This window comes from Nocardia sp. CC213A, from assembly GCF_030766805.1.
Classification (GTDB): domain Bacteria; phylum Actinomycetota; class Actinomycetes; order Mycobacteriales; family Mycobacteriaceae; genus Nocardia; species Nocardia otitidiscaviarum.
The window spans coordinates 25,208-47,561 of sequence record NZ_JASFXA010000035.1 but is presented as its reverse complement, the minus strand read 5'-3'; the positions used below and the strand labels follow the sequence as shown (position 1 = coordinate 47,561).

The 22,354-nt window shown below is 68.5% G+C and carries 23 protein-coding genes and 1 pseudogene; 4 read left to right on the top strand and 20 right to left on the bottom strand.

The features are described 5' to 3' along the window. The coding region (locus QJS31_RS36485; RefSeq protein WP_306358935.1) for a DUF222 domain-containing protein at positions 1-330 on the bottom strand (330 nt) is incomplete at its 3' end. A 24-nt stretch (positions 331-354) separates the two neighbouring features. On the opposite strand from QJS31_RS36485, the gene QJS31_RS36480 reads away from it, so the two are divergent. Further along, positions 355-1,992, top strand: a complete 1,638-nt coding sequence (locus QJS31_RS36480) for an AAA family ATPase (protein ID WP_306358934.1) — start codon at positions 355-357, stop codon at positions 1,990-1,992. A 186-nt stretch (positions 1,993-2,178) separates the two neighbouring features. Here QJS31_RS36480 and alc read toward each other — a convergent pair whose 3' ends face one another. From alc to QJS31_RS36420, 12 genes are all read right to left on the bottom strand, one after another. Then, positions 2,179-3,213 carry an allantoicase gene (gene alc / locus QJS31_RS36475; protein ID WP_306358933.1) on the bottom strand — a complete coding sequence of 345 codons (1,035 nt, stop codon included), beginning with the start codon at positions 3,211-3,213 and terminating at the stop codon, positions 2,179-2,181. Between the two features lie 7 nt (positions 3,214-3,220). Beyond that, on the bottom strand, positions 3,221-4,378 hold the full coding sequence (locus tag QJS31_RS36470; RefSeq protein ID WP_306358932.1) for a glycerate kinase: 1,158 nt from the start codon (positions 4,376-4,378) through the stop codon (positions 3,221-3,223). A 17-nt stretch (positions 4,379-4,395) separates the two neighbouring features. Then, positions 4,396-6,186: a glyoxylate carboligase gene (gene gcl / locus QJS31_RS36465; protein ID WP_372341779.1), complete on the bottom strand. Its 1,791-nt coding sequence runs from the start codon at positions 6,184-6,186 to the stop codon at positions 4,396-4,398. Positions 6,187-6,191: 5 nt separating this feature from the next. Next, positions 6,192-7,067: an NAD(P)-dependent oxidoreductase gene (locus QJS31_RS36460; protein ID WP_306358930.1), complete on the bottom strand. Its 876-nt coding sequence runs from the start codon at positions 7,065-7,067 to the stop codon at positions 6,192-6,194. Continuing rightward, positions 7,064-7,861 carry a hydroxypyruvate isomerase family protein gene (locus QJS31_RS36455; RefSeq protein ID WP_195115083.1) on the bottom strand — a complete coding sequence of 266 codons (798 nt, stop codon included), beginning with the start codon at positions 7,859-7,861 and terminating at the stop codon, positions 7,064-7,066. Before QJS31_RS36455 ends, QJS31_RS36460 begins: the two co-directional genes overlap by 4 nt. Then, positions 7,858-8,238 (bottom strand): hypothetical protein, encoded by a 381-nt coding sequence (locus QJS31_RS36450; RefSeq protein ID WP_029932897.1) that lies wholly within the window; start codon positions 8,236-8,238, stop codon positions 7,858-7,860. Before QJS31_RS36450 ends, QJS31_RS36455 begins: the two co-directional genes overlap by 4 nt. 125 nt (positions 8,239-8,363) lie before the next feature. Then, positions 8,364-9,761 (bottom strand): nucleobase:cation symporter-2 family protein, encoded by a 1,398-nt coding sequence (locus tag QJS31_RS36445; RefSeq protein ID WP_306358929.1) that lies wholly within the window; start codon positions 9,759-9,761, stop codon positions 8,364-8,366. A 15-nt stretch (positions 9,762-9,776) separates the two neighbouring features. After that, on the bottom strand, positions 9,777-10,682 hold the full coding sequence (gene pucL / locus QJS31_RS36440) for a factor-independent urate hydroxylase (RefSeq protein ID WP_306358928.1): 906 nt from the start codon (positions 10,680-10,682) through the stop codon (positions 9,777-9,779). A 5-nt stretch (positions 10,683-10,687) separates the two neighbouring features. Further along, entirely contained in the window at positions 10,688-11,020 is a 333-nt protein-coding gene (uraH, locus tag QJS31_RS36435; RefSeq protein WP_306358927.1) for a hydroxyisourate hydrolase, read from the bottom strand. Beyond that, positions 11,017-11,517, bottom strand: a complete 501-nt coding sequence (uraD, locus tag QJS31_RS36430; protein WP_143981825.1) for a 2-oxo-4-hydroxy-4-carboxy-5-ureidoimidazoline decarboxylase — start codon at positions 11,515-11,517, stop codon at positions 11,017-11,019. Before uraD (QJS31_RS36430) ends, uraH (QJS31_RS36435) begins: the two co-directional genes overlap by 4 nt. A 185-nt stretch (positions 11,518-11,702) precedes the next feature. Then, on the bottom strand, positions 11,703-12,092 hold the full coding sequence (locus tag QJS31_RS36425) for a helix-turn-helix domain-containing protein (RefSeq protein ID WP_306358926.1): 390 nt from the start codon (positions 12,090-12,092) through the stop codon (positions 11,703-11,705). Then, entirely contained in the window at positions 12,085-12,327 is a 243-nt protein-coding gene (locus tag QJS31_RS36420; protein WP_282780190.1) for a thiamine-binding protein, read from the bottom strand. Before QJS31_RS36420 ends, QJS31_RS36425 begins: the two co-directional genes overlap by 8 nt. Positions 12,328-12,397: 70 nt before the next feature. On the opposite strand from QJS31_RS36420, the gene QJS31_RS36415 reads away from it, so the two are divergent. Beyond that, a complete protein-coding gene (locus QJS31_RS36415) occupies positions 12,398-13,156 on the top strand; it encodes an IclR family transcriptional regulator (protein WP_282780188.1) in 759 nt (252 codons plus the stop codon). A gap of 4 nt (positions 13,157-13,160) precedes the next feature. Here the strand turns inward: QJS31_RS36415 and QJS31_RS36410 are convergent, their stop codons facing one another. From QJS31_RS36410 to uraD (QJS31_RS36390), 5 genes are all read right to left on the bottom strand, one after another. Continuing rightward, complete coding sequence (locus tag QJS31_RS36410) at positions 13,161-14,609, bottom strand: NCS2 family permease (protein WP_306358925.1); 1,449 nt, start codon at positions 14,607-14,609, stop codon at positions 13,161-13,163. Positions 14,610-14,803: 194 nt separating this feature from the next. Continuing rightward, positions 14,804-16,153, bottom strand: coding sequence for an 8-oxoguanine deaminase (locus QJS31_RS36405; RefSeq protein WP_306358924.1), 1,350 nt, complete (start codon positions 16,151-16,153; stop codon positions 14,804-14,806). 54 nt (positions 16,154-16,207) lie between these two features. Next, a complete protein-coding gene (gene pucL / locus QJS31_RS36400; protein ID WP_029932907.1) occupies positions 16,208-17,080 on the bottom strand; it encodes a factor-independent urate hydroxylase in 873 nt (290 codons plus the stop codon). A 3-nt stretch (positions 17,081-17,083) separates the two neighbouring features. Further along, complete coding sequence (gene uraH / locus QJS31_RS36395; RefSeq protein WP_029932908.1) at positions 17,084-17,383, bottom strand: hydroxyisourate hydrolase; 300 nt, start codon at positions 17,381-17,383, stop codon at positions 17,084-17,086. Next, positions 17,380-17,916, bottom strand: coding sequence for a 2-oxo-4-hydroxy-4-carboxy-5-ureidoimidazoline decarboxylase (gene uraD, locus QJS31_RS36390; RefSeq protein WP_282780182.1), 537 nt, complete (start codon positions 17,914-17,916; stop codon positions 17,380-17,382). Before uraD (QJS31_RS36390) ends, uraH (QJS31_RS36395) begins: the two co-directional genes overlap by 4 nt. Positions 17,917-18,080: 164 nt before the next feature. Here uraD (QJS31_RS36390) and QJS31_RS36385 point away from each other — a divergent pair, with 164 nt between their 5' ends. Continuing rightward, positions 18,081-19,589: a PucR family transcriptional regulator gene (locus QJS31_RS36385; RefSeq protein ID WP_282780180.1), complete on the top strand. Its 1,509-nt coding sequence runs from the start codon at positions 18,081-18,083 to the stop codon at positions 19,587-19,589. Positions 19,590-19,594: 5 nt separating this feature from the next. On the opposite strand, the gene glmS is transcribed toward QJS31_RS36385, so the two are convergent. Then, positions 19,595-21,421, bottom strand: coding sequence for a glutamine--fructose-6-phosphate transaminase (isomerizing) (glmS, locus tag QJS31_RS36380; RefSeq protein WP_306358923.1), 1,827 nt, complete (start codon positions 21,419-21,421; stop codon positions 19,595-19,597). Positions 21,422-21,480: 59 nt separating this feature from the next. After that, a complete protein-coding gene (locus tag QJS31_RS36375; RefSeq protein WP_282780176.1) occupies positions 21,481-21,756 on the bottom strand; it encodes a hypothetical protein in 276 nt (91 codons plus the stop codon). On the opposite strand from QJS31_RS36375, the pseudogene QJS31_RS36370 reads away from it, so the two are divergent. Further along, positions 21,715-22,347 (top strand): annotated as a pseudogene (locus QJS31_RS36370) (HAD family hydrolase); the annotation flags it as partial. The gene QJS31_RS36375 and the pseudogene QJS31_RS36370 overlap by 42 nt on opposite strands. Positions 22,348-22,354: the final 7 nt, after the last annotated feature.

Sequence of the window (22,354 nt, the reverse complement as noted above, 5' to 3'; positions counted from 1 at the left end):
GGTCGGTTCCCCGCAGAACGACCGCGGCCGCAACGGGACCGAGGCCCGTACCCGCGCCCCGGCCTCGGCGGCCGACAACCGCAACACGTCGATCAGATAGCCGCGCATGCCCTTGGCTCCGGCGCGTTCCCACAGATGCCTGGACTCGACTTCGGCGATCATGCGGTGCGACAGTGCCGCCATCCGACAACGGACGGATTCCACCTCCCGCATCACCTCCACGAGAGCTGTGTCGGACAGTCCGGTGAGATCGGTCGCGAGCAGGGTGTCCATCGCGGCCGACAGATCGGCCGCGGTATCACCGCCTCGCGTTTCCCCCTCCGGAATCATGCACCAATTCTACCGCTAAATCCATTGCAGCAGAAGCGAAACCAGCATCTGACCTGCACGTCTTCACATACGAATTGCCCGTTTAGGGTTCGGTGCCGACCGCTTTTGCGACTCCCGTCGCGAATACCCGGCCAGCGTTTCCCGGCGGCACTACCATCGGCGGGTGTGCACCCGTTTCGCCGCACCCTGACGCGTCTTCTCGAGGCTCGTTTCCCGCTGCTCTATATCGAAACGTACGAGGAACAGCGGGTTCTCGGCGAGATTCGCTCCGCCGTGGAGGAATTGGAGCCGTCTCGGGCGCTGTGGCACTGGACGACTACGGAGGGAATGCGGCGGTCGGGTGGGCTGACCGAGCGCAATACCCGGGAACCAGCGCAGATGTTGCAAGGGATTCGGCGGGTGGTGGAGTCTGCCGTGTTCGTCTGTACCGATCTGCATGCCTTTCTCGGCGATGATGAGCGTCCGGCCGATCCTCAGGTGGTGCGGGCGCTACGAGATCTGGTGCGGGACTTCCGATCCGGTGAAGCGGCACGAACAGTGATCGTGGTCGCCCCGATGCTGCGGATACCGGCGGAGTTGCAGCGGGATGTCACCGTGGTGGATTTCCCGCTGCCGACGGCGGCGGAGATCGGTGAGTTGCTGGACAGCATGGGGGCAGACGGAACCGCCGTTCTCGATGAGGCAGTGCGCGACAGGCTCGCCACGGCGGCGGTCGGGATGACGCTCATCGAGGCCGAACGGGCGTTCACGCTGGCCATGGTGGACGGTGGTATCGCGGAGTCGGCGGTGGACATCGTGCTCGAGGGGAAAGCACAGGCTGTGCGCAGATCCGGTGGGCTGGAGCTGGTTCGGACCGATATGCGGTTCGAGCACGTGGGTGGGCTCGCGAACCTCGAGGCGTGGCTGCTGAGTCGTCGCGACTGTTGGCGCGCCGAGGCCGCCGATTACGGGCTGCCCGCGCCCAAGGGGGTGTTCCTCGCCGGTGTGCCCGGGTGCGGGAAGTCCTCGATCGCCAAGGCGACGGCCGGCGAGTGGGGGCTGCCACTCATCCGCTGGGACTTCGGCCGCGCGTGCGATGGATCAGTGGGTGACCGCGCTGTGCGCGCGTCCCTCTCCACGGTCGAGGGCACCGCGCCCTGCGTACTCTGGGTGAGCGGTATCGATCGGATGATATCCGGCGAGAACGGTGCTCGCGCGGCGGTTTTCGACGCCTTCCTCGCATGGTTGAGCGAGAAGACCCGCCCGGTGTTCGTGATCGCCACTGCGGACAACATCGACGGTCTACCCCAGGATCTCCTCTGCGGGAGCCGCTTCGACCAGACGTTCTTCGTCGACCTCCCGAATTCGGCCGCACGCACATCCATCTGGCGCATTCATCTCGAGCGTCGTCTCATCGGCCCCGCCGCAGGGCTGTCGCTCTCCCCTCCCCTGCTCCGCGACCTATCCGAAGCATCCGAGGGCTTCTCCGGCCAACAGATCGAACAGTGCGTCGTCACTGGGCTTTTCGATGCCTACTCCGGCCGCCGCCCGCTGGCGGCGGCCGATCTGATTCGGGCCGTGGAAGGCACCGTCGCGATGTCCGCCCGGAGCGGGGACGAACTCACCACGTGGCGGGAATGGGCGAAGCGGCACGCCGCACCCGCCGCACTGCCCGTCCGATGACGTGCGCACGCACCGGCCCCCTCCTCATCGGTCCTGCTCGAAGTAACCGGTACGAAGGGGGCCGGGCGGCCGTACCGCGATCCGTTCAGGGGTGCACTGTGGCTGTTCGGATCGCCGGGACCCGCCGGGTAGGCGATGGCGGGCGGCACGATGGTGCGGTCGACCGCTGTGGGCCGACCGTGGTTCTCACGCGGGAGTGCCGGACCAGCGGGCGGCCAGGGCATCCGTTCCGGATTGCGTGAGCGAACCGAGAATGCGCAGGCGAGCGACGCCGCCGTCCGGATAGATGTCCAGCCTGGCATGCGTGGCGGGCCGTTTGGCCTCGGCTGCCACCCGGAAACGGTGCGGGGTGTCGGGCTGCACGGCTGTTCGGGGCAGCAATTCGAACCAGTCGGCGGAGTCGGCGGGGGGCAGCGGGTCGTCGCCGGCGTGGTCGATGCCGAGCAGCCGCACCTCGCCGGGAGCGTTGAACATCAGGTTGGTGGTGTCCAACTCGATGAGCTCGGGCGTGCCCTGGGCGGCCAGACGAATGACGGCCCAGTCGTTGCCGTCATCGCGGCGGCGAGCGGTTTCCCAGCCTTCGGCCTGGTTGCGGGCCAGGCCGGGGGCCAGCATATTGTCGGCCGCCGAATAGAACAGGTTGGAGCAGGACAGGGCGCGAGCGCCGTTCTCCAACGCGGCCAGGTCGACGGTGAGGCCCGCGAGCAGGTCGGGGTCGGGGACGACCTCGCCGTGCACGCGCAGTCGGGCCACGCCGCCATCGGGGTGGATGTTCAGGCGGACGTGGGTGAAGATGCGGTCGTCGGAGACCGGGATCTCGTGTTTGGCATCACCACCCAGCGCGGTGCGGGGAACGATCTCCACCCAGTCGGCGGTGGAATTCAACTGTGCCGCCGAAGGATAGCCCGACACCCGGCAGGCTTCGACGGAGGCGAAGGGCGGGTAGTTGCCCTTGAACCAGGCGGTGTCGACGACGACGCCGCGAATGATGCCGGGCATGCCGAGGCGGATGATCGCCCAGTCGTGGCCGGGGCTGCGACGGCGGCGAGTTTCCCAGCCGTCGTACTCCTGGCCCTTGGGACCGAAGGTTTCCGCGGAGAAGCGAGGCTCCCACGGGTTGATGAGATTCTCACGCTCCTCGAAGGATTCGTCGCTGGCCGCGACGACACCGGCGCGGTAGCTGCGCAGAGCCAGATCCGGCAGGGTGGTGAAATCCGACATGGTTCTCCTACAGGGGGTTTCGGGTCAGGGGGCGCTCCAGACGGGCTTCGGCGATCCGGGTGGCCAGCCGCTCCAGCAGTGCGCCCGCCTGCGTCATGCAGACCCGCGGATCGGATTCGATATCGGTGAGTGCGAACGCGTCATCGAATCCGTGGCGGCGCAACTGTTCCCGGGACACCAGCCGTTGACCGGACACCGCCAGCACCGGCACTTCGGCGCGCGCGGCCGCCCGCGCCACGCCCATGGGGGCCTTGCCGTGCAGGGTCTGTTCGTCCAGCGAGCCCTCGCCGGTGATCACCAGCCGCGCACCGGCGAGCAGGGCGTCGAAATCCAGCTGCTCCAACATGATCTCGATCCCGGGGCGCAGGGTGGCGCCGAGGACGGCGAGGGCCGTGAAACCCACGCCGCCCGCTGCGCCCGCTCCCGGGCGCTCCGCCGCGTTGACGCCAACATCGCGACGGACGATTTCGGCCAGCCGCGCCAAACCGGCTGCCAGCTGGGATACTTCCGCCGGGCTCGCACCCTTCTGCGGCCCGTACACCTCGGCGGCGCCACGCGGGCCGAGCAGTGGATTGTCCACGTCGGAGGCGACCACCACCGGCACCCGGATCATGTCCGTGATGTCGATGCGCGCCAGCCGCAGCAGGCCCGCGCCGCCCGGCGGCACCGGCTGCCCGTCCTCGTCGAGCAGCCGTGCCCCGAGCGCGGTGAGCATGCCCGCACCGCCATCGGTGCAGGCGCTGCCGCCGAGGCCGAGCACGATGCGCCGCGCGCCGCGTTCGGCGGCGATGCGCATGAGCTCACCGGTGCCCGCGCTGGTGGCGGTGAGGCTGGTGGCGGCCGTGGGCCGGTCGGGGAGCCGCCGCAGCCCGGACGCCTCGGCGAGCTCCACCACGGCCGTCTCGCCCCTCATCGCGAACGAGGCGGCCACCTGATCTCCGACCGGCCCGGTGACGCCCGTCTGCAGACGAGCGAAACCCGCGGCCACCATGGCGTCCACGGTGCCGTCGCCGCCGTCGGCCACCGGCGCGCTCACGACCGGGACGTCCGGGCGTAGGGCCCGGAGTCCGGCCGCGAGGTGCGCGGCGACCTGCGGGGCGGTCAACGATCCCTTGAACTTGTCGGGGGCCAGCAGCACGTGGCCCTCCTGCCATCCCTTCCTCACCCCACCGCGCGGTTGGATCACACCGTGCTCCCGCTCGCTTCGTACTCCAGAGCGGCGATGGAGGTGGGCGCGTCGTCCACCGAGCCGGCCAGTTCCTCGAATTCGTTGATGCTGTCGATCTCGAGGCCCATGGACACATTGGTGATCCGTTCGAGGATGACCTCCACCAGCACCGGCACCCGATGCTCGGCCATCAACTTCTTGGCGTCCTCGAGCGCCTGCCTGATGCGGTCGGGCTCGGAGACGCGAATGGCCTTGCAGCCCAGCCCCTCCGCCACCTTCAGGTGATCGACGCCGTAGCCGCCCACCTCGGGGCTGTTGATGTTGTCGAAGGACAGCTGCACGTAGTAGTCCATGTCGAACTGGCGCTGCGCCTGCCGGATCAGACCGAGGTAGGAGTTGTTCACCACCACGTGGATGTACGGGATGTTGAACTGCGCGCCGACCGCCAATTCCTCGATGAGGAACTGGAAGTCGTAGTCACCTGACAGCGCCACCACGGGAGTGTCCGGATCGGCGGTCGCCACGCCGAGCGCGGCGGGCAGGGTCCAACCCAGCGGTCCGGCCTGGCCCGCGTTGATCCAGTGCCGCGGCTTGTACACGTGCAGCAGCTGCGCCGCCTGAATCTGCGACAGGCCGATGGTGGTGACGTAGCGGACGTCCGAGCCGAAGGCCCGGTTCATCTCCTGATACACCCGCTGCGGTTTGATCGGCACCGCGTCGAAGTGGGTCTTGCGCAGCAGGGTGCGCTTGCGCTCGCGGCACTGCGCCGCCCAGTTCGACCGGTCCGGCAGCCGCCCGTCGGCGGCCATCTCCCGCGCCACCTCCAGGAACACCGTCAGCGCCGCACCGGCGTCGGAGACGATGCCGTAATCGGGCGCGAACACCCGCCCGATCTGCGTCGGCTCGATATCGACGTGCACGAAGGTGCGTCCGCGCGTGTAGGTGTCGACGCCGCCGGTGTGCCGGTTGGCCCATCGATTGCCGATACCCAGCACGAAATCCGATTCCAGCAGCGTGGCATTGGCGTAGCGGTGCGAGGTCTGCAAACCCACCATGCCCGCGTGCAGCGGGTGATCATCCGGGATGGTGCCCCAGCCCATGAGCGTCGGCACCACGGGAACGCCGGTCAGTTCGGCGAATTCGACCAGCAGTTCGGCGGAATCGGCGTTCACCACGCCGCCGCCCGCCACCAGCAGCGGCTTCTCGGCGGCGGCCAGCATGGTGAGCGCCTTCTCCGCCTGCGCCCGGGTGGCGGCGGGATGGTGCACCGCGAGTGGTTCGTAGGTGTCGATATCGAACTCGATCTCGGCCAGCTGCACGTCCAGGGGCAGGTCGATGAGCACCGGGCCGGGCCGTCCGGAGCGCATCAGCTGGAACGCCTTCTGGAAGGACCCGGGCACCTGCGCGGGCTCCAGCACCGTCACCGCCCACTTGCACACCGGGGCGGCGATCGAGGCGATATCGACGGCCTGGAAGTCCTCCTTGTGCAGCTTCGCCACCGGTGCCTGGCCGGTGATGCACAGGATCGGAATGGAATCCGCACTGGCGGAATACAGTCCGGTGATCATATCGGTTCCGGCCGGGCCCGAGGTGCCGACGCAGATGCCGATGTTCCCGGCCCGGGCGCGGGTGTAGCCCTCGGCCATATGTGAGGCCGCCTCCACGTGCCGGGCGAGCACGTGGCGGATGCCGCCGTGCGCCCGCATGGCGCTGTAGAAGGGGTTGATGGCCGCGCCGGGCAGCCCGAAAGCCTGTGTCGCGCCTTCCTTCTCCAGGATCAGGACGGCCGCGTCCACGGTGCGCATCCGTGTCACGCCCGCCCCTTCCCGGCCAGCGCCTCGGCAACCAGCAGCAGGGCCGAGTGGTCCAGCGAGCCGTGGCCCATGGCGCGGGCGGCGGCGATGAGCTGCGCGGTCTGCGCGCCCATCGGGATCGGCACCTCGGCCTGGCGGGCGGCGGCCAGGATGATGCCCATATCCTTGTGGTGCAGGTCGATCCGGAAGCCCGGCGCGAAGCTGCGCTCCAGCATGGTCTTGCGCTTGAGTTCGAGGATGCGGCTGCCCGCCAGCCCACCCGCGAGCACGTCGAGGCCCTTCTCGGCATTCGCGCCCAGCGACTCCATGAGCAGGATGGCCTCGGCGATCAGGGCGTAGGTGCCGCCGACCACCAGCTGGTTGGCCGCCTTCACGACCTGACCGGACCCGTTCGGGCCGACCAGCTCGAAGGTCTTGCCCACGGTCTCGAAGATCGGTGTGGCGGTGGCGAAGTCGTCCTCGCTACCGCCGACCATGATGGACAGCGTGGCGTTCACCGCGCCGGGCTCACCGCCGGAGACCGGGGCGTCGAGCACCCGCAGACCACGCTTGGCGCCCTCGGTGTAGGTCCACTCGGCGGTGCGCGGGGTGATGGTGGAGAAGTCGATGTAGAGGGTGCCCTCGGCGGCGTGCGCCAGGACCTCGGCGAACACCGCCTCCACGTGCTCGTCCTGCGGCAGCATGGTGATGACGATGTCCTTGTCGCGCACCGTCTCCGCGATATCGCCGCCACCGGTCGCGCCGACGGTGGTCAGCTTGTCGATGGCGGTGGGGTTGACATCGTAGACGGTGACATCGTGACCGGCCTGCACCAGATGCCCGGCCATCGGGCCGCCCATGATGCCCAGTCCGACGAATCCAATCTTGGTCACTTGATCCACTCCCAATCCAGTTCGGGGTCTTTGTATTCCAGGCCGATCCAGCCGTCGTAGCCGCTGGCGTCCAGGGCGGCGAACAGTCCGTCGAAGTCGAGGACACCGCTGCCCGGCCGGCCGCGCCCCGGCGAGTCGGCGATCTGCACGTGGCCGATGTAGCGGCCCCAGGTGTCGATGACGGAGGTCAGGTTCTCGCCCATGCGAGCCAGGTGGTAGAGGTCGCAGAGGAAGCGCACATTGGGCTCGCCGACCTGTTCGATGACCCGCACCGCCTGGGCCGCGGAGACGATCGGATACGACTGCGACTCATAGGAGTTGAGTGCCTCGAGCAGCACGGTCGCCCCGATGCGCTGGGCGGCGCGGGCGGCCAGGCCGAGGTTCTCCAGGGCCAGTTCGTCCTGCTTCTCCGCGTCCTCGCCGGGAATCCGATTGCCGTACAGGGCGTTCAGCGCCGTGCAGCCGGTGCGCTCGGCGATGCCGACCGCCACGTCGATATTGTCGCGGAATCGGGTCTCCTCCCCCGGCACCGAGACCAGACCGCGGCCCGCGGGAATGAGATCGATGAAGTTCAGGCCGACCAATTCCACCCCGGCGTCGCCGATGGCGCGCACGAAGGCGTCGATCTCCTTGTCGCCCGGGGTCGGATTCTCTCCGAACGGCCACCAGAATTCGACGCCGTCGAATCCGGCCGCCTTGGCCGCGGCGGGCCGTTCCAACAGCGGCAGGTCGGTGAAGAGAATCGAACAGTTGACGTCGAATTTCCGGGGCGAGCCTCCGGGTCCGTATTTCATTTCTTTCCCTCGCGATAAGTCGTCCAGCTGCCGAATTCGGTGATGTCGATCAGCTGCGGATAGGAAACGGGCGGACGGCGCAGCACCATGGACAGCACCGAACGGCCGTCCTCGAGTTCGATCACGCCGAGCTCCAGTTCCGGCGGTTCCGCCGGAAGCAGGCTGGTACGCAGCACCTCCATCGGCGCGTCGAACAATTCCCCGACAATCGGAGCGCCCCCGTCGGACACGGGGTGCAGGCCCGGGAACCGGTCGCCGACCGAATAGAACCGGTAGTGCGGCGCGGTTTTCACCTCACCCGCGAACGGTGCGCCCGCGAGCAGATGATTCAGCGGCCCACCACGCATGGCTCCGCCATTCAGGAAAATGAGAGGCATCGTGATTCCTTCCTCCCCCGATGACCGAAAGTATGTCCGGAGTCACACCGCCCGCGATAGGCCGATGAGCACCAAACATCCGAATCGATTCGGGGCTGTTTTCGTAGATTCGTCCAGCCGGGCGTTCAGTCCCGGATGTCGTCGTCGATTCGCTCGCCGAATCCGTCGCGTTCATCCGCCGCGGCGGCGAATACGGACGCGCCCGAGCGATTGCCGATGGTGATCTCGTTGAACAGGAGATTGAGCAGGACGGCGACGATGGCGGTGGCGCTGATGCCGGAGTGCATCACCACACCGATCCATTCCGGGAATGAGTCCCAGAATGTCGGGGCCGCAATGGGTATCACGCCGAAGGCGAGCGATACGGCCACGATCACCATGTTCAGGTTGTCCTCGTAGCGCACCCGCGCCAGCATCCGAATGCCGCTGGCCGCAACGGAACCGAACAGCACCACGGCGGCACCGCCCAGCACCGCGTCCGGGATGGCGGCCACCACCGCGCCGATGACGGGCACCAGGCCCAACAGCATGAGCACCAAGCCGCCGGTGGCGACCACGAACCGGCTCTTGATGCCGGTCAGCGCCACCAGCCCCACATTCTGAGCGAAGGCGCTGCACGGGAAGCTGCCGAACAGCGGCGCGAAGGCCGAGGAGGCCATATCGGCGCGCAATCCGGCCGCCACCCGTTTGGTGTCGACCTCGGTGTCGAGGATCTCGCCGATGGCGAGGATGTCCGCGGTCGCCTCGGTCATGATCACCAGGATCACGATGGTCATGGCCACGATGGCCCCGACCTCGAAGGTCGGCGGGCCGAACGGGAACAGCGGCGGCAGGGCCACCAGCGGGCTGTCGCCGACGTCGGAGAAGTCGGCGCGACCGAGGACCACGGCCACCACGGTGCCCAGCACCAGGCCGATGAGGATCGACAGCCGCGATATCGCGCCCTGGAAGACCCGGCTGATCACCAGGATCACCAGCAGGGTCAGGCCCGCGAAACCGATATTGGACATAGACCCGTAGTCGGGTTGTCCCGGATCACCGCCCATCGCCCAGCGCAGTGCGACCGGCAGCAGCGACAGCCCGATCACCGTGATGATGGTGCCGGTCACCACCGCCGGGAAGAGGCGCACCAGATGCGCGAACACCGACGACAGCACCAGGCCGATCACACCGGCCACGATGATGGATCCGTAGACCGCGCTCAGACCGCCGCTCTCGGAGATGGCCACCATGGTGGAGACGCTCACGAACGACACGCCCTGCACGATGGGCAATCGGCTGCCGACCGGACCGATGCCCAGCGCCTGGAGCATGGTGGCCAGTCCGGACACGAACAGGCCCGCGGTGACCAGCAGCGCCATCTCCCCCGGCGACAGCCCGGCAGCACCGCCCACGATGAGCGGCGGCGCGATCACCCCGCCGTACATGGTCAGGATGTGCTGGGTGCCGTAGGCGAGAGTTGCCAGCGGCGGATAGGTCTCGTCCTCGGGACCCGCAGTACGGTTCTTGTTGAAGAGTTTCACGAAAGCATCACTTCCTCAACAGAATCCGGGTACGGCGAACCAGGCGGCCCCGGGATCGGAGGCGTCGTCGCGGTGCACGCTCGCCTCGATCAGCCCGTAGGGGCGATCGGCGGCGATGAACACCTCACCCGGGTTCTCCACGTGGAACGGGCTCAGGTCCACCAGGAAGTGGTGCTTGTTGGGCGCGGAGAACTTGATCTCGGCGACCTCCGGAAGCTGTTCCAGCACAGCGCGTCCCATGCTGTAGAGCGTCTGCTGCAGAGCGAGCGAGTGCACCGCCGCGAACTGCCGCAGCAGAATCGAACGGATGGCGTCGAAGGATTTGTCCCAGTTCACGTCCAGGTGGTCGTAGCGCCACCGGGCCACCAGCGAGGTGGCCATGACGCGGTCCTTGGTGGGCCGCAGGGTGGTGTACTTGTCCTCGAAGAAGCCGTGGAATTCCGACCCCGTGGACTTGAACAGCACCAGATCCCGCAGCCCGGACACCACGTGGGTGCACCGGTCCGGGCCGTAGCCGTCCATATTGACCACGGTGGTGCGCACCTCGGAGCTGCCGCGCACGAAAGCGTGATCGTGCTCCGCGCCGTCCACCGGTATGCGGTTCCAGGCGTACTCCTCGATCTCGATGCGCGCCCCGTCCGCACCGGGGGTGCGGGAGATGAAGTGGTCGGCCAGTACCAGCGCGAAGTCCTCGACCGCCTCCACCCCCTTCTCCTTGGCGAAGGCGAAGGCGGTGTTCTTCTGAGTGTCGGTCGGCAGCACATCCTTCTGGTCGCCGGTGATGTGCGCGTCGTCGAACCTGCCCCGCAGGGAGGTGGAGACGTTGAGGTCGCGGATCCGGTGCCGGTCGGTGTCGCGGTAGACGCGCACGATCCGGTTCTCGGCCTTCCCGTATTGGTTGGGGCCCAGCTGAATGGCCACGGTGATCAACTCCCTCTGTAGACGGAACAGGCGAAGGGGCTCAGCAGCAGCGGCACATGGTGGTGGCCGCTGTCGGCGGGGGTGAAGGTGATGTCGACGGCGGAGAGGAAGTAGTCCTGCCCGGTGGTCGCGGCGTAGTAGGCGACCCCGAAGACCAGCCGGTAGCCGCCGGGGTCCAGCCGGTCGAGCCCGAAATCGCGAATGCGGCCGTCGGCGTCGGTGACCGCGATGGCGAGCACTTCGGGGGTATCGCCGTCGACACGTTCCAGCCGCACGGGCACGCCGACGGCGGGCCGCCCCAGGGCGGTGTCGAGGACATGGGTGGTGACGGCGCTCATGCGGGCACCACCACCCGGCGCAGGCGCAGCAGCGCGATCTTGCGCAACTCCACCGCCACCACCGCGGCCTCGGTCTCCGGGTCGTTGCCCAGCCGCAACAGCAGGGCCGCGAGTACCTCGGAGCTGGTCAGACCGGTGGCGCAGATGAGGAAGACGCGGCCGAAGCGCTTCTCGTACAGGCGGTTCGCCGAATGCAGGGCGGCGGCGGTCTCCACGTCGGCATCGATGCGGGACTGCTCCTCGCGGGACCAGGAGGCGCCGCGGCCGGAGCCGGGAGCGCGCTCGCCGATGCGCGGGTGGGCGGCGAGCGCGCGCTCCACCGCCTCGGGGCGCAGCGCTCCGGCCAGTTGTTCGGCGGTACCCAGCAGGCTGTCGAGGTCCGGGTAGGGCCGGGCGTCGAGCAGCGCGTCGGCCCATTCGGGCACATCGCAGCAGTCGAGCAGGGCCGGGCGCAGCCAGGCGGCCTCCATACTGTTGAACTCGTCGAGCACGACCATGAGCTGCACTTTCTCGTATTGCGGAAGTTTAATTCCGACTAACGAAATAGTGGCACGGGTCACGCTCTGCCGTCAACAGTTTGTTGAAGTTCGGTGGTGACAGTCTGCGCCCAGGCCCGGCGCAATTACCCGGAGAACGACGAATCCCGCTGCTGTGCAGCGGGATTCAGGACACTCCGACCAGGTCAGGACCGGGTGCGGTTGAGATAGTTGTAGACGGTGAACCGGGTGACGCCCAGCGCCTCGGCGACCTTCTCGGCGGATTTGCGATAGCTGAACGCGCCCCGCTCCTCGAGCAACCGCACCGCCCGCTGCTTCTCATCGCGCGGCAGATCGTCCAGCCGCCCACCGAATTCGGCCGCAACATCGCTGAGCAGACGGTTGATGCCCTGATCGGTCTCCGCGCCCGGTGCGGCCAGTCGCACCCCGGCGAGGGTCGCGCCCTCCCACACCAGCGGGACGTCATCGGGGGCGCACTCCTCCGGCGGCACCAACCTGCCCCCGACCCGTTCCAGCAGTGGGGCCACCGTCACCAGCACCGGATGGCTCGTGTCCAGCGCCGCGCGCTCACTCATCGACACGCTCGACCTGCAGGGTCACCCGGGTCGCACCATGTGCGAAGGCGGCGGCGAGCATATCGCGCAGCGCGGGCAGCAGGGCCTCGTCGGAACCCGATACCGACGTGCCCAGGGGGCCGAATTCACAAGCCAGACCGGCACTTTGCAGGACATCGAGGGTTTCGGTGGCATGCGGCGGCGGCTGCCCTTCGCCGTGGAAGGGTTCGGTGGTGAACTCCGCGCGCAGCCGCATGGCCCTCAGGCTACCGCCACCACTCCCCCGGTAAACTTCCGCCATCCGGAAACTTCGACGAGGCGGTTCAGTGGCGAATTCAACCAGCGGGCGCTCCGGCGGCGTGCAGTCGGTGGAGCGGGCGTTCGGCCTGCTGGAGACCATGGCCGACCAGGGCGGCATGATGGGACTGTCGCAGTTGGCCGAGGCTTCCGGCCTGCCGCTACCCACGATCCACCGGCTGGTGCGCACCCTCGTCGATCTGGGGTATCTGCACCAGGATCCGTCGCGGCAGTACGTGCTGGGGCCGAAGCTGATCAAACTGGGCGAGAGTTCGGCACGCATGCTCAGCTCGCAGGCGCGACCGCATCTGGCGCGGCTGGTTGACGAACTCGGGGAATCGGCCAATATGGCCATGCTGGACGGGGATCGGATCGTCTACGTCGCCCAGGTGCCCTCGCGGCATTCGGTGCGCATGTTCACCGAGGTGGGCCGCCGGGTGCTGCCGCACTGCACCGCGGTGGGCAAGGCCATTCTGGCCGGAATGCCGCCGGAGCGGGTGCGAGAGCTGTTGCAGCGCACCGGCATGCCGCGCTACACCGACCACACCGTCACCGATGCCAGGGAATTCACGCGGCAGTTGCAGCGCGCCGCCGAGAACGGTTATGCCATGGACGACGGAGAGCAGGAGGTGGGAGTGCGCTGCGTCGCCGTCGCGGTGCCCGAAGCCCCCGCACGACTGGCCATCTCGATCTCCGGACCGGCCGGGCGGATGAGCGATGAGCTGGTGGCGCGGGCGGTGCCACTGCTCGCGCAGGTCGGCCGCGCGTTGGCGGCCGACCTGCGGTGAAACACTAACCACCCAGGACGAGTTCGATACCGGAGATGGCGAAGTAGGCGGCGAAGACCGCGCTCACGATCCACACCAGCCCGTGGATCTCCCCGAACTTGCCGCGCGCCGCCTTGATCACCACGTAGGCGATCAGGCCGGCACCGACGCCATTGGTGATGGAGTAGGTGAACGGCATGAGCACGATGGTCACGAAGGCCGGGATGGCCACTTCCAGGTCCGACCAGTCGATCTTGCGGGCCTGGGTCATCATGAGCGCGCCCACCAGCACCAGGGCGGGCGCGGCGGCCTGAATCGGCACCACCGCCGCCAGCGGCGTGAAGAAGATGGCCGCGCAGAACAGTCCACCGGTGACCACACTCGTGAGTCCGGTACGGGCCCCCTCACCGACGCCCGTAGCGGATTCCACGTACACCGTGCTGCCCGCGCCGCCGGTGGCCCCGCCGATGATCTGCGCGACGCCGTCGGTGGTCAGGATCTTGCCGAAGCCGGGCATGCTGCCCTTCTCGTCCAGCAGTCCGGCCTCGTCGCAGACGCCGAAGACGGTGCCCATGGCGTCGAAGAAGCCGGTCAGCACCAGGGTGAACAGCACCACGCTGGCGACCAGCGCACCCGCCTCGGCGAAGCCGCCGAACAGGTCGACATTGAACATGAGGCCGAAATCCGGTGCGGCGAACAAGGATTCGGGCGCTTCCGGAACGACGGTGCCCCAGGCCAGCGGGTCGATGGTGGCCACCGAGTTGATGATGATCGCGAGTACCGTCGCCACGGCGATGCTGATCAGCATGGCGCCGGGCACCTTGCGGGCGAACAGCGCCAGCATGAGCAGCAGTCCGACCGCGAACACCACCACCGGCCAGCCCTCGAGATGTCCGTCCACGCCGAGCGTGACCGGCGGTCCGCCCGCCGCGCCATTGCCCACCACCCCGGAGGACACCAGGCCGATCATGGCGATGAACATGCCGATGCCCACGCCGATGGCGTTCTTGAGCGCCAGCGGAATCGCGTTGATGATCATAGTGCGCAGGCCGGTGGCGGCCAGCACCACGATCACCGCACCCATGAGCACCACCAGTCCCATGGCCTGCGGCCAGGTCATGTGCGGGGCAGCCTGGTAGGCCACCACCGGCACCAGGCCCAGGCCCGCGGCCAGGGCGAGCGGCACATTGCCGACCAGTCCCATGAGCACGGTGGAGAGCCCGGCGGCGAGCGCCGTGGCGGTGGTCAGCTGGGGGATGCTGAGCTTGTCGCCGTTGATATCGGTGACGCCGCCGAGAATCAGCGGAACCAGCAGGATGACATAGGCCATCGCCACGAATGTGGTGATGCCGCCGCGGATTTCGCGGGAAACGGTGGTCCGCCGTTCGCTCAGTTTGAAGAACCGGTCGAGTGGGGACCGGACGGCGACGGTATCCGGCTGTGATCGGCCGGACGGGGACTGGATCTGGGTCATGGCTGCCCTCCTCAGGGCATAGCCGACCTGCGGTCCGACCCGAATGCGTCGGACCGAGGATGCGGTCGTTGCTGTTGTGGGGTCTCTACCGCGTGGAATGCGGTCTGCCCCTGTTGATCAACTGCTCCGGAGTAAGGCTCCGGTGGCCTGTGTTTCCTTCCGTGCGCTCGGGTGGGGTCGTCGGGTGTGGGGGTTCATCGGGACTGCTGTCGCAGCAGCCGTTGCCGGGCCAGGACCCCGGCGTGGCCGACCATGTCGTGTGGCAGCGTGCGCAATTCGTCGTTCTCGACCACGGTGCGGCCGCCGACCAGCAGCCGCGCCAGCGGCGGGGTGGGGCCGAACACCAGCGCGCACACCGGATCCTCGACCGCGGCCCGGAAGCCGTCCACCCGCCAGACGGCGATATCGGCGAGCTTGCCGGGCTCCAGTGAACCGATCTCGCGCTGGCGGCCCAGATTGCGCGCACCGCCGAGGGTGCCGAGCTCGAGAGCCTGGCGGGCGGTGAGCGCGGTGGGACCGTGCACGGCGCGCTGGAACAGCATGGCCTGGCGCATCTCTCCGGCCAGGGAGGTGAGTTCGCTGGAGGCGGCGCCGTCCACGCCGAGTCCGACCGGCGCGCCGGCGGCGAGCAGTTCGCTCACCCGCGCGATACCCGCGCCGAGCCGGGCATTGGAGCTCGGGCAGTGCGCCGTGCCGGTGCCCGTCTCGGCGAAGCGGCGGATATCGGCGTCGTGCAGGTGCACGGCGTGGGCGAACCACACGTCGTCGCCGAGCCAGCCCAGCTTCGCCATGTATTCGACCGGGGAGCAACCCATCTGCTCGCGGCAGTGCTGCTCCTCGTCGAGGGTCTCGGCGAGATGGGTGTGCAGCCGCACACCCTTGGTGCGGGCCAGCGCGGCGGCGTCGAGCATGAGGCCCTCGGTCACCGAGAACGGTGAGCACGGGGCCACGGCCACCCGCAGCATGGAGTCGAAGGACGGATCGTGGTACGTGTCGATGATTTCGGCCGTGCTGGCCAGGATGTCGTCACGACTCTCGACCACCTCGTCGGGCGGCAGGCCGCCGTCGGACCGCCCGCGATCCATGGAACCGCGACACGGGTGGAAGCGCAGCCCCACCTCCTGCGCGGCGCGCACCTCCGCGGCGAAGAGATCGCCGCGCCCCTTCGGGAACAGGTAGTGGTGATCGCTGGAGGTGGTGCAGCCGGTCAGCGCCAGCCAGCTCAGCGCCGCGGTGGCCGCGCCGTACACGACGTCGGCGTCCATCCGCGCCCAGGTGCGGTACAGGCCGGTCAGCCATTCGAACAGCGTCGCGTCCTGGAACAGGCCCTGGGTGGCCCATTGGTAGAGATGGTGGTGGGTGTTCACCAGGCCCGGGGTCACCAGGCAGCCGGTGGCGGAGAGGCGTTGCGCGCCCACCACCGTCGGCGCCGGTCCGGCGCCGAGGCTTCGGATGCGGCCACCGTCGACGATCAGGTGGCCGTTCGGGATCTCATCGCCCACGACCGGTGCGATGTAAGCGTTTTCGATGATCAGTGTGCTCATGGTGTCGCGTACCGATCCTCAGGACGTAGGAGATCCATTGCGCCGCTATTACCCTCAATCCCAGGCGGGACCGGCGGTAGGGACCGAGCGCACCACCGTGCCCTCGATGAGACCGTACGGACGATCCGCGGCCCAGAACACCTCATTGTCGTTGACCTGGCCGAACGGGGTCAGATCCACCTCGAAGTGATGCTTGTTGGGCAGTGCCAGCTTGACTTCCACGATGTCGGAGACGGTTTCCAGCACCCGCTCCCCCATGGCGTACAGCGTCTGCTGCAACGACAGGCTGTGGGTGTCGGCGAACGCCTGCAGCAGGCAGCGGCGCACGATCTCGTAGGACTTGTCCCACTCGGCGGTGTCACCGGAGTGCCGCCATTGCGCTTCCACCTCGGTGGCCAGCACGCGGTCGCGGGTCTCGCGCAGGGTGGTGTACTGGTCGCGGATGTAGCCGTGGAACTCCGAGCCGGTGGAGTTCAGCACGGTCAGATCCTTCAGGCCCGACACCACCCACGCCTTGTTGCCGTCGTAATGAATACGGGCGGTGCGGGTTTCGCGGCCCGAGCGCACGAACGAGTGCGGATGGGCGTTGAGCCCCACCACATTCCGCTCCCAGGCGTACTCCTCGATCTCCACCCGGGCGTGGTCGATGGTGGGCTGGGAGTCCACGAAATGCCGGGCCAGACGCAGGCCGAACTCCTCCGGCGAGGCGATGCCGTACTGCTTGGCGAAGGCGAAGACGGTGTTCTTCTGGGTGTCGGTCGGCAGCACCGCGCCGTTGTCGCCGGTCAGGTGCACGTCCTCCATGTCGCCGGACAGCGCCACGCTGACGTTCAGATCGCGCAGATCGTGCTTGTTGCCGTTCTTGGTGACCCGGACGACGCGCGTTTCCGCCTTGCCGTATCGGTTGGGACCGAGCGTGATCGACATTGTTCAGCTACCTCGATAGGTGGAGAAGGAGTACGGACTGAGCAGCAGGGGCACGTGATAGTGCTCCGCCGGGTCGGTGACCGTGAAAGCGATGGTCACCGACGGATAGAACGGACTGATATCGCCGGTGTCGAAGACCAGCCGATGCGTCCCGGCACCGGGCGCGGGCAGATCCTTGATCCGGCCGTCGGCGTCGGTGCGGTGCTCGGCGAGCACCGTCCCGTCGGCGGCTTCCAGTCGCACCGGCAGTCCCGCCGCCGGGCGGCCGGTGGCCGCGTCGAGTACGTGGGTGGACAGACTCACAGCAGCCCCAACAGTTTTCGGATACGCAGGACGGTGATGTCGGCGAGTTCGGCGCGCACCTCGACGCGCTCCTCCTCGACCGAGTTGTGCAGCCGTCGGTGCAGGGCGGTCAGGATCTCGGTCACGCCGCGGCCGGTGGCGCGGATCAGGAAGACGTGGCCGAAACGCTGCTCGTAGGCCAGATTGCGGGCGACCAGTTCGGCCTTGACGGCGTCGTCGGCGGTGGCGGCGTCGGACTGCTCCTGCCGCGACCATTGCGCCTCGCGCCGCGCGTCCTCGGCGGACATGCCGTCGCGATGGGCGGCCTCGGCCCGCTCCCCGATGCGCGGATGCGCCGACAGCGCCTCCTCCACATCGGACCACGCGAGTTCCCGCACCCCGTCCACCGCGGCGGCGAGCAGACTCGCCTCGTCGGCGTAGGGCCGGTTGGCCACCATCTTGCGCACCCACTGCCGGGAGGCACAGCAGCTGAGCAGCTGTGCTTCGGCCTCCTCGAGGGGCAGTGAACCGAGCCATTCCAGGCGACTCGACATCCGACCTCCATCCCTTGACCAGCTACGCCGGTAAGTACACAGGGCGGCCGTGACCAGCGGCAGGGACGAGATCTCCGAAGATGTGGCCTGCTTCACAGCGGTCGGTTTGTAGATACATCCAAGTTCCGTAACCTCGATGTCACTGGCTGTTAGCCTCGGCAATCATGCGGTTGCATTCCCTGCTGGCCATGACGGATCTCGGCCTGCGACTCGTCACCGGCGAGGGCGAGTTGGAACGGTTCGTGCGCTGGGTCGTCACCACCGACATGCTCGACCCGAGCCGATATCTCTCCGGCGGCGAACTGGTGCTCACCGGCCTGCAGTGGTGGCGCGAACCCGCCGACAGCGAGGCGTTCGTCTCGGCGCTGGCGCGTGCCAAGGTGGCGGGACTGGCCGCCGGGGACGCGCTCTACGGCGAGGTGCCCGCCGATCTGGTCGCGGCCTGCGAACAGCACCGCATCCCGCTGTTCCGGGTGCCCGAACACATCGCCTTCGCCACGGTCACCGAACAGGTCAACCGGCATCTGTCCACCGGCCGCGCCGCCGACCTGTCGGCCATCCTGGACCGGCACCGCCGCCTGGTCTCGGGCGAGGGCCTGGATTCGGTGCTGGAACTCGTGGAACGCAATCTGGGCATGCCGTGCTGGGTGGTGTCGTCCACCGGGCGGGTGATCGCCGGACCCGCCGCACCACCGCCCGCCGCGCTGCGCACCGCCTTCCTGGCCGCCCGGCGACTGCCGCACGTGTCGACCGTCGACGGCAGCCGCTATTCACTGTTCGCCGTGGACCCCGACGGCACCTCGCGGGTCGCCGACTGGTTCCTGGTCTTCGCGGGCGACTACAAGGACTGGCACGAGGAGCGCCGCACCCTGATCGGGGAACTGGCCGCCGTGGTGTCGCTGGAACGGGCGCGGCTGGACGACCGGCAGAGCTCCGAGGGGCGCCTCGCGCAGGAGCTCATCGAACTCATCGTCTCCGACGCCAAGACGGCCGACATCGTGTCGCGGCTGGAACTCACCGGGCTCGCACTCTCCGACCGGTACCTCGCGGTGGCCGCCACCGCCGACTCCGGGGCGGTGCGCCCGCGCGAACTGCGCGCGCTGCTGCGGGAGATCCTGCACGACCGCAGCCCCGCCGCCGGGGTGGTCGACGGCGAGGCGATCGTGCTGGTGGCCCTCGGCGGCGACACCTCGCTCGACGACCGCATCCACCGCGCCGTGGAAGCGCTCGGCCCCGGACTCCAGGGCAGTCGGCTGTCGGTCGGCATCAGCGGCGCGGTGGAGGGCGAGGGCCTGCGCGGCGCGATCGAGGAGGCGCGCTACGCCCGCCGCATGGCCGCCGAACGCCCGCAGCCGACCAGCGTGGTGCGCCACGACGAACTGGCTACCCACATGCTGCTGCTGGCCAGCGTGCCGGACGAGGTGCGCCGCATGTTCCGCGTCCGGCTGCTGGACCCGCTCATCAACTACGACAAGGACAATCGCGCCGATCTGGTGAACACGCTGGAGACCTTCCTCGAGCTGTCGGGTTCGTGGGCCCGCTGTTCGGAGGTGCTGCACGTGCACGTGAATACGCTGCGCTACCGCATCCAGCGCATCGAGGAACTCACCCAGCGCGATCTGTCCCGGCTCGAGGACCGCGTCGACTTCTTCCTGGCGCTGGCCCTGCGCTGACCCGGCTATTCCACGGTCACGCTCTTGGCGAGGTTGCGCGGCTTGTCGATATCGCGGCCCAGGGCGCGGGCCAGGTGGTAGGCGAACAGCTGCAACGGCACCGTGAGCAGGATGGGGTCGAGTTCACGGGTGGTGCGCGGGGCGCGAATCACCGCGTCCGCCAAGCCATCCGGGAGATCGGCGTTGGTGACGGCGATGACCGGGCCGCCGCGGGCCTTGATCTGCTCGATGGTGGCGATGTTCTTGGTGAGCAGTTCGTCGTCCGGAACCAGCACCACCGACGGCATATCCGGGTCGATCAGGGCCAGCGGGCCGTGCTTGAGCTCGGAGGCCTGATATGCCTCGGCGTGGACGTAGGAGATCTCCTTGAGCTTCTGCGCGCCCTCGCGGGCCACCGGCCAGCAGCGCACCCGGCCGATGAAGAACATGCGGGTGGCGTCCTTGAACTGCTCTGCGACACTGGCGATCTCGGCGTCCATGGCCAGCACCTCGGACACCCGGTCGGGCAGTTCGCTCAGCGCCGAGACGATGCGGGAGCCGTCGGCGACACCGAGGTCGCGCACCCGGCCGAGCAGGGTGGCCAGCAGGGCGAAGCAGACGCTCATATTGGTGACGGCCTTGGTGGAGGCCACCGAGACCTCCGGACCGGCGTGCAGGAAGACACCGCGGCCGCATTCGCGGGCGATGGCGCTGCCGACACCGTTGACCACGCCGATCACCTGGCCGCCCTTGCGCTTGAGTTCCTGCACCGCGGCGAGGGTGTCGGCGGTTTCCCCGGACTGGCTGACCGCGACGTACAGGGTGTCGTGTTCGACCACCGGATTGCGGTAGCGGAACTCCGAGGCGGGTTCGGCGTCCGCGGGCAGCCGCGACAGCTCCTCCACCAGGCTCGCGCCCAGCTGACCGGCGTAGTAGGCCGAACCGCAGCCGAGGAACTTCACCCGCCGGATCGCCCGCAGCTCGCGGGCGTCCAGGCGCAGGCCGTCGAGGCGGGAGGTGGCGAAGCGCTCGTCGAGGCGGCCCAGCAGGGCGCGGCGGATGGCGTCGGGCTGCTCGCTCATCTCCTTGTGCATGAAGTCGTCGTGCCCGCCCAGGCGGTAGTCGGCGTCATCGACCGCCACGGTGGTGGCCGTCTTGGCGGTGCGCACCGCCTGCAGGGTGCTGGTGTGGAAGTCGTCGGCGGTGACGGTGGCCAGTTCGCCGTCGTCGAGGAACACCACGCGCTGGGTGTGCCGGACCAGGGCGGCCACATCGGAGGCCACGTACATCTCACCCTCGCCGATGCCGAGCACGATGGGGCTGCCGTTGCGGGCCACCACCAGTTCGGTGGGGCTGCGCAGGTCGAGCACGACCAGACCGTACGCGCCGTCGACCTCGGTGAGCGCGGCGCGCACCGCATCCTCCAGGGACGCCGCACCGGCGTCCAGGCGCGCGGCGACCAGGTGCGCGATGCATTCGGTGTCGGTGTCGGAGACGAAGTTCACCCCGGCGCTGGTGAGCTTGGCGCGCAGCACGTCGGCGTTCTCGATGATGCCGTTGTGCACCACCGCGATCCGCTTGGCGGTGTCGAAATGCGGGTGGGCGTTGGCCTCGGAGGGCTCACCGTGGGTGGCCCAGCGGGTGTGCCCGATGCCGATGGTGCCCGGCCCGCCGTCCCCGACCAGGTCCCGCAGTTCGTCGACGCGCACGGCGGCCTTGGTGACCTTCATCCGGCCCCGGTGCAGCACCGCGATCCCCGCGGAGTCGTAGCCGCGGTACTCCAGCCGCCGCAGCCCCTCCAACAGGATCGGTGTCGCCGCCTTGTGGCCGACGTAGCCGACGATTCCACACATACGCTCGCTCTTTCCTTCGGATCTCGGACAGGGATATCAGCTCGCAGGGACGCGGACGCTCAGCCGTACACGATGCGACGCAGCTGCCGTTCGGTCAGCTCTCCCGCCCGCACGGGCCGGTTGGCCAGCTCCTCGGCCAACTCCGCCCAGATCTCCGCGTTCTTGCGCCCGCGCCCACGCAACTCCGCATGCCGCCGCCGCACATACTCCTCGGTCGTCTCACCGAAATAAGCGATCACATCGGCGACCACCCGGGCCGCCACCGCCAGCGGCAACCCGGTGGACCCGGCGACATGCCGCACCAGATCACGCGGCGGAGCTTCGGTAGCGGGCACGGCGACCACCATAGCCACCCCACGACCCTCCGGTGCAATTTCCTGCCCGATTTCGGGCACAAATCTGCAACTACTAGCCTCATGACCATGATGGTTGGGTTCGATCTGGATATGACGCTGGCGGACACGCGGGCGGGGATCGGGGCCGTGTATGCGCGGTTGGCGGCGGAGAGCGGGGTGTTCATCGATGTCGAGTTGGTGACCTCGCGGTTGGGGCCGCCGCTGGAGGTCGAGTTGGCGAACTGGTTTCCGGACGGGGAACTCGATGCCATGGTGGCGCGGTATCGGGAGTTGTATCCGGGGATCGCGGTTCCGGCGAGTGTGACCATGCCGGGGGCGCGGGATGCCATCGAGGCAGTGCGTGCCAGCGGTGGTCGGACCATGGTGGTGTCGGCCAAGAATCACCGGGACACCGTGGCGACGGTGGAGTTCCTGGGGCTGCCGGTCGATGTGGTGCGGGGTGGGCTGTGGGCCGCGGAGAAGGGGAGCGCGCTGCGGGAGCACGGGGCCTGGCTGTATGTCGGCGACCATCCGGGGGACGTCGACGCGGCACGGGCCGCCGGGGCTGTCAGCCTCACCGTGGCGACCGGCGGATACA